Source organism: Roseomonas sp. TS2 (assembly GCF_058833935.1).
This window is the reverse complement of record NZ_JCACVY010000250.1, coordinates 1-5095: the sequence shown is the minus strand read 5'-3', so window position 1 is coordinate 5095 and position 5095 is coordinate 1. Positions and strand designations below refer to the sequence as shown.

The following is a 5095-nucleotide window of genomic DNA, read 5'->3' as shown; positions in this document are numbered from 1 at the left end:
CCCGTGATCTTGGACAGGATGGAGCCGAAGATGCTCATGCGCGGGAATTCCTTGTTGCCGGGTTCGGGATTGGGTCCGGGAACCCCTTAACGCGCCCCGGCCCCGGCAGTTGTCCGCCGCTCGCCCTGGCCCCTCTCGCCCTGGCACCGGATCGGCCCATGGCACCCTTGCCCCGTGCAGCGCCCGGTGCGATTGTCCGCGCCACCCTGTCGCCAGAATGTCCCGGCCGCCTCTCCTGCGGCCCTGGCGGCGAACGCAGGCGTCCAGACGAGGATCAGCATGGCCAAGATCAAGGTGAAGAACCCCGTCGTCGAGCTCGACGGCGATGAGATGACCCGCATCATCTGGGGGTTCATCAAGGACAAGCTGATTGTCCCCTACCTGGATGTGGACCTGAAGTACTACGACCTCGGCATCGAGTACCGCGACCAGACCGATGACCAGGTGACGGTCGACGCCGCCAACGCCATCAAGCAGTACGGCGTGGGCGTGAAGTGCGCGACCATCACGCCCGACGAGGCGCGGGTGAAGGAGTTCGGCCTGAAGAAGATGTGGAAGTCCCCGAACGGGACCATCCGCAACATCCTCGACGGCACCATCTTCCGCGAGCCGATCATCTGCCAGAACGTGCCCCGCCTGGTGCCGCACTGGTCGAAGCCGATCGTCGTCGGCCGCCACGCCTATGGCGACATCTACCGCGCGGTGGAGATGAAGGTGCCGGGCGCCGGCACGGTGAAGATGACCTTCACCCCCGAGGGCGGCGAGCCGCAGGAGATCGGCCAGTTCGACTTCAAGGGTGCCGGTGCCGCGATGATGCAGCACAACCTGAGCAAGTCGATCGAGGGCTTCGCCCGCGCCTCCTTCAACTACGGCCTGGCGCGCAACTACTCGGTCTACTTCAGCCACAAGAACACCATCCTGAAGGCCTATGACGGCACCTTTAAGGACATCTTCCGCGCCATCTACGACGCCGAGTTCAAGGCCGAGTTCGAGAAGCGCGGCCTGACCTACGAGGACCGCCTGATCGACGACATGGTGGCCTCCGCCCTGAAGTGGGAAGGCGGCTACATCTGGGCCTGCAAGAACTACGATGGCGACGTGCAGTCCGACATCGTGGCGCAGGGCTTCGGCTCGCTCGGCCTGATGACCTCGGTGCTGCTCTCCCCGGACGGCAACACGGTTGAGTCGGAAGCCGCCCATGGCACGGTGACGCGCCACTACCGCGAGCACCAGAAGGGCCGCGAGACCAGCACCAACCCGATCGCCTCGATCTTCGCCTGGACCCGTGGCCTCGCCTATCGCGGCAAGTTCGACGGCACCCAGGATGTCACCGACTTCGCCAACGCGCTGGAGCAGGTCTGCATCGAGACCGTCGAGAGCGGCCACATGACGAAGGACCTCGCCGTGCTGATCGGCAAGGACCAGCCCTGGCTGAACACCCAGAACTTCCTGGCCAAGCTGGACGAGAACCTGAAGAAGAAGATGGGCCTCTGAGGCTCCCGCCCTTGCGGGCCTGACGCGGGCGGGCGCCTCCAGGGCGCCCGCCCTTTTTCATGGCCGCCGCTTTCGCCGCGGCGGCGGGCAACGCGAGCGCGGGCTGTGCGCTTCATCCCTCAGCCGGGACGGGCCGCGCGCATACCGCCGCCTCCGCCCGCGCGGGGAGGAACGGCCGGCGCCATGGACAGCATCATCGGTTTCCTGAACACCCTCTTCTGGGACTATGTCCTGATCTATGGCCTGCTGGCCGTGGGCGCCTATTTCACGCTGCGCCTCGGCTTCCTGCAGATCCGCCACTTCCCCGAGATGCTGCGCGCCGTCAGCGGCTCCCGCGCAGCGGACCGCGCGGGCATCTCGCCCTTCCAGGCGCTGTGCACCAGCCTTGCCTCGCGCGTCGGCACCGGCAACATCGCCGGCGTGGCGGTGGCGCTGCAGCTGGGCGGGCCCGGCGCCATCTTCTGGATGTGGCTGGTGGCGCTGCTCGGCATGGCCACCGCCTTCGCCGAGAGCAGCCTGGCGCAGCTCTACAAGATCCGCGATGGCGAGGGGCAGTATCGCGGCGGGCCGGCCTTCTACATCGCCCGCGGGCTCGGCGCGCCCTGGGCAGGGGCGCTGTTCTCGGCCTGCCTCATCCTCTCCTTCGGGCTGGTGTTCAACGCCGTGCAGGCCAATTCCATCGCCGATGCCATGGAGGGCGCCTTCGGCCTGCCCAAGCCCGCCACCGGGCTCGGGCTGGCGGTGCTCTCGGGCGTCATCATCTTCGGCGGCATCGGGCTGATCGCACGCGTGGCCTCGGTGGTGGTGCCCTTCATGGCGGCGGCCTATCTGGCGGTGGCGCTCTACGCGGTGCTGTCCCATGCGGGCGAGGTGCCGGCGATGCTCGGCCTCATCTTCCGCAGCGCGCTGGGGCTGGAGCCGGCGGCGGGCGGCGTGGCCGGCGCCATGGCGGCCGCCATGCTGAACGGCGTGAAGCGCGGCCTGTTCTCCAACGAGGCCGGCATGGGCAGCGCCCCCAACATCGCCGCCGCCGCCACGCCCGACCCGCACCACCCGGCGAGCCAGGGCTTCGTGCAGGCGCTCGGCGTGTTCATCGACACGCTGCTGATCTGCACCGCCACGGCGCTGCTGATCCTGCTCTCCGGCACGCTGGACCCGGCCGGCGGCCCCACCGGCACCCAGCTCACCCAGGCGGCGATGGAGGCGCATATCGGCGCCTCCGGCCCCTATTTCGTGGCGGTGGCCATCTTCTTCTTCGCCTTCACCTCGATCATCGGCAACTACGCCTATGCCGAGAGCGCCCTCACCTTCCTCGGCGGCAATGGCCGGCTGGGCCGCGCGGTGCTGCGGCTGGCGCTGCTCGGCATGGTGTTCTGGGGCGCGATGGAGAGCGTGGCCAGCGTGTTCAACGCCGCCGATGCCTCGATGGGGCTGATGGCCACCATCAACCTCGTCGCCATCCTGCTGCTCTCCGGCCAGGTGGCACGGCTGACGCGCGACTATCTGGAACAGCGCAAAGCCGGCCAGCTGCCGGTGTTCCTGGCGCAGAGCATGCCGGAGGTGGCGCCGCGCATCGACACCGCCATCTGGTCCCGCCGCACGGCGGAGGGGAAGGAGTAGCCTCCCCTCAGCGGCCGGCCTCGTTGCGCGCGATGCCGGCCCACGCCGCCACGGCCAGCACCAGCAGCGCCACCCCGGCCAGCGCCACGGGCAGGCTGGTGAGCCGCGCGGCGAAGCCGATCAGCGCCGGGCCGGCCAGCAGCCCGGCATAGCCCAGCGTCGCCACCGCGGCGATGGCGGTGCCGGGCGCCACCCCCGGCAGCCGGCCCGCGGCGCTGAACAGCAGCGGCACGGCATTGCCGATGCCAAGCCCCACCAGTACGAAGCCCAGCAGCGCCCCCCAGGCCTGCGGCAGCACCACCACCACGGCCAGCCCCAGCGCCGCCAGCAGCGCCCCGCCCCGCAGCAGCCGCACCGGCCCGAGCCGGGCGTTCAGCGCATCGCCCGAAAGCCGGGCCGCCGCCATCGCCACCGAGAAGGCGCCGAAGCCGAGCCCGGCCAGCGCCACCTCCATGCCGCGCTGCTGCACCAGGTAGACGGCGCTCCAGTCGATCATCGAGCCCTCCGCCAGCAGCATGATGAAGCAGAGCAGCCCGAAGGCCAGCACCGGCCCCCGCGGCAGGGCGAAGCCGTGGCCATCGCCCGGCCGGTCCTCGGCGCGCGGCAGCAGGGCGCGGGCCTGCGCCGCCAGCAGCGCCATGGCCGCCATGCCCAGAGCCAGCGCCGCCGCCACCGGCGAGAGGCCGGCACGCAGCAGCAGACTGACGGAGACCGCCCCCAGCAGGCCGCCGATGCTGAAGATGCCGTGGATGGAGGACATGATGGGCCGCGTGCCCTTCGCTTCCACCGCCACGGCCTGGGCGTTCATCGCCACGTCCATCAGCCCGTTGGCGGCACCGAAGGCGAACAGCGCCAGGGCCAGCAGCGGCGCCCCCAGCGCGGGCGAGTCGGGCGCCAGCGCCAGCAGCGGCAGCAGCGCGGCGAAGGCCAGCCCGGCCGCGATGCTCACCGCCCGGCTGCCATGCCGCGCGATCAGCATCCCCGCCAGCGGCATGGCCAGGATCGCGCCCGCGCCGAGCGCCAGCAGCACCAGGCCGAGCTGCCCCTCATCCAGCCCCAGCCGCGCCTTGGCCAGCGGCACCAGCGGCGCCCAGCCCGCCAGCACTGCGCCATTGGCCAGGAAGACAAGGCGGATGGCCAGCCGCGCCGCGCGCGGGTCGGGGGGAATCGGCATGAAGGGTCCCGGCGGATGGTTGCGCCCTGGCTTCGCCCGCCAGGCCGCCCGCCACAAGCCACGCCTGGAGGGCTGCGGCAGGGGTCACGGCAATGCTATGCAGCGGGTCATGCTCCTGCCGCTGACCGCCCTCGACTGGCTCGCCCTCGCCGTCTTCACCGCCTGCTGGATCGGCTATTCCGCCGTGGTGGACCGGGTGCCCAGCATCCGCGCCCGCAGCGTCATCGCCGCGATGGACGAGCACCGCCGCCGCTGGATGCGGCAGGTGCCGGAGCGGGAGAACCGGATCGCCGATATCAGCATCATCGGCAACCTGATGACCTCCACCTCCTTCCTGGCCAACACCAGCATCTTCATCCTCGGCGCGCTGGTGGCGATACTGGGCACGCCGGATCTCGGCCGCCGCGTCTTCGGCGCCGTGCCCTTCGCCGAGGTGCCGCCCGACGACGCGGCCTGGGAGATCCGGATCTTCCTGCTCATCTTCATCTTCGTGCGCGCCTTCTTCGAGCTGACCTGGGCGCTGCGGCAGTTCAACTACTGCAGCATCTGCGTGGGTGGGCTGGACCGCACGGCGGCGGCCATCCCGCAGGCGCTGGTGGCGGCCGAGGTGGCCAACCGCGCCGCGCGGCACTTCAACACGGGGCTGCGCGCCTATTATTTCGGGCTGGCCGCGCTGGCCTGGATCCTGCACCCCGTGGCGCTGATCCTGAGCAGCCTGCTGGTGCTGCGGGAACTGCACCGGCGCGAGTTCCGCTCCGTGGTGCGCGACGCCCTCGCCCAGCCGGCGGACCAGCCACCCCGCGCGGA

Annotated in this window: 4 protein-coding genes; 3 read left to right on the top strand and 1 reads right to left on the bottom strand. The window is 70.7% G+C overall.

The window, feature by feature from the left end:
* The first annotated feature begins 279 nt into the window (after positions 1-279).
* Together ACZJYS_RS22565 and ACZJYS_RS22560 are read left to right on the top strand one after the other, a co-directional pair.
* Positions 280-1494 (top strand): NADP-dependent isocitrate dehydrogenase, encoded by a 1215-nt coding sequence (locus ACZJYS_RS22565; protein WP_109515287.1) that lies wholly within the window; start codon positions 280-282, stop codon positions 1492-1494.
* Between the two features lie 183 nt (positions 1495-1677).
* Entirely contained in the window at positions 1678-3114 is a 1437-nt protein-coding gene (locus ACZJYS_RS22560) for an alanine/glycine:cation symporter family protein (RefSeq protein ID WP_109515286.1), read from the top strand.
* A 7-nt stretch (positions 3115-3121) separates the two neighbouring features.
* Here ACZJYS_RS22560 and ACZJYS_RS22555 read toward each other — a convergent pair whose 3' ends face one another.
* Positions 3122-4288 (bottom strand): MFS transporter, encoded by a 1167-nt coding sequence (locus tag ACZJYS_RS22555; RefSeq protein ID WP_109515472.1) that lies wholly within the window; start codon positions 4286-4288, stop codon positions 3122-3124.
* Between the two features lie 109 nt (positions 4289-4397).
* On the opposite strand from ACZJYS_RS22555, the gene ACZJYS_RS22550 reads away from it, so the two are divergent.
* Positions 4398-5095: DUF599 domain-containing protein (locus tag ACZJYS_RS22550; protein ID WP_493180401.1), on the top strand; the 698-nt coding region annotated here is incomplete at its 3' end.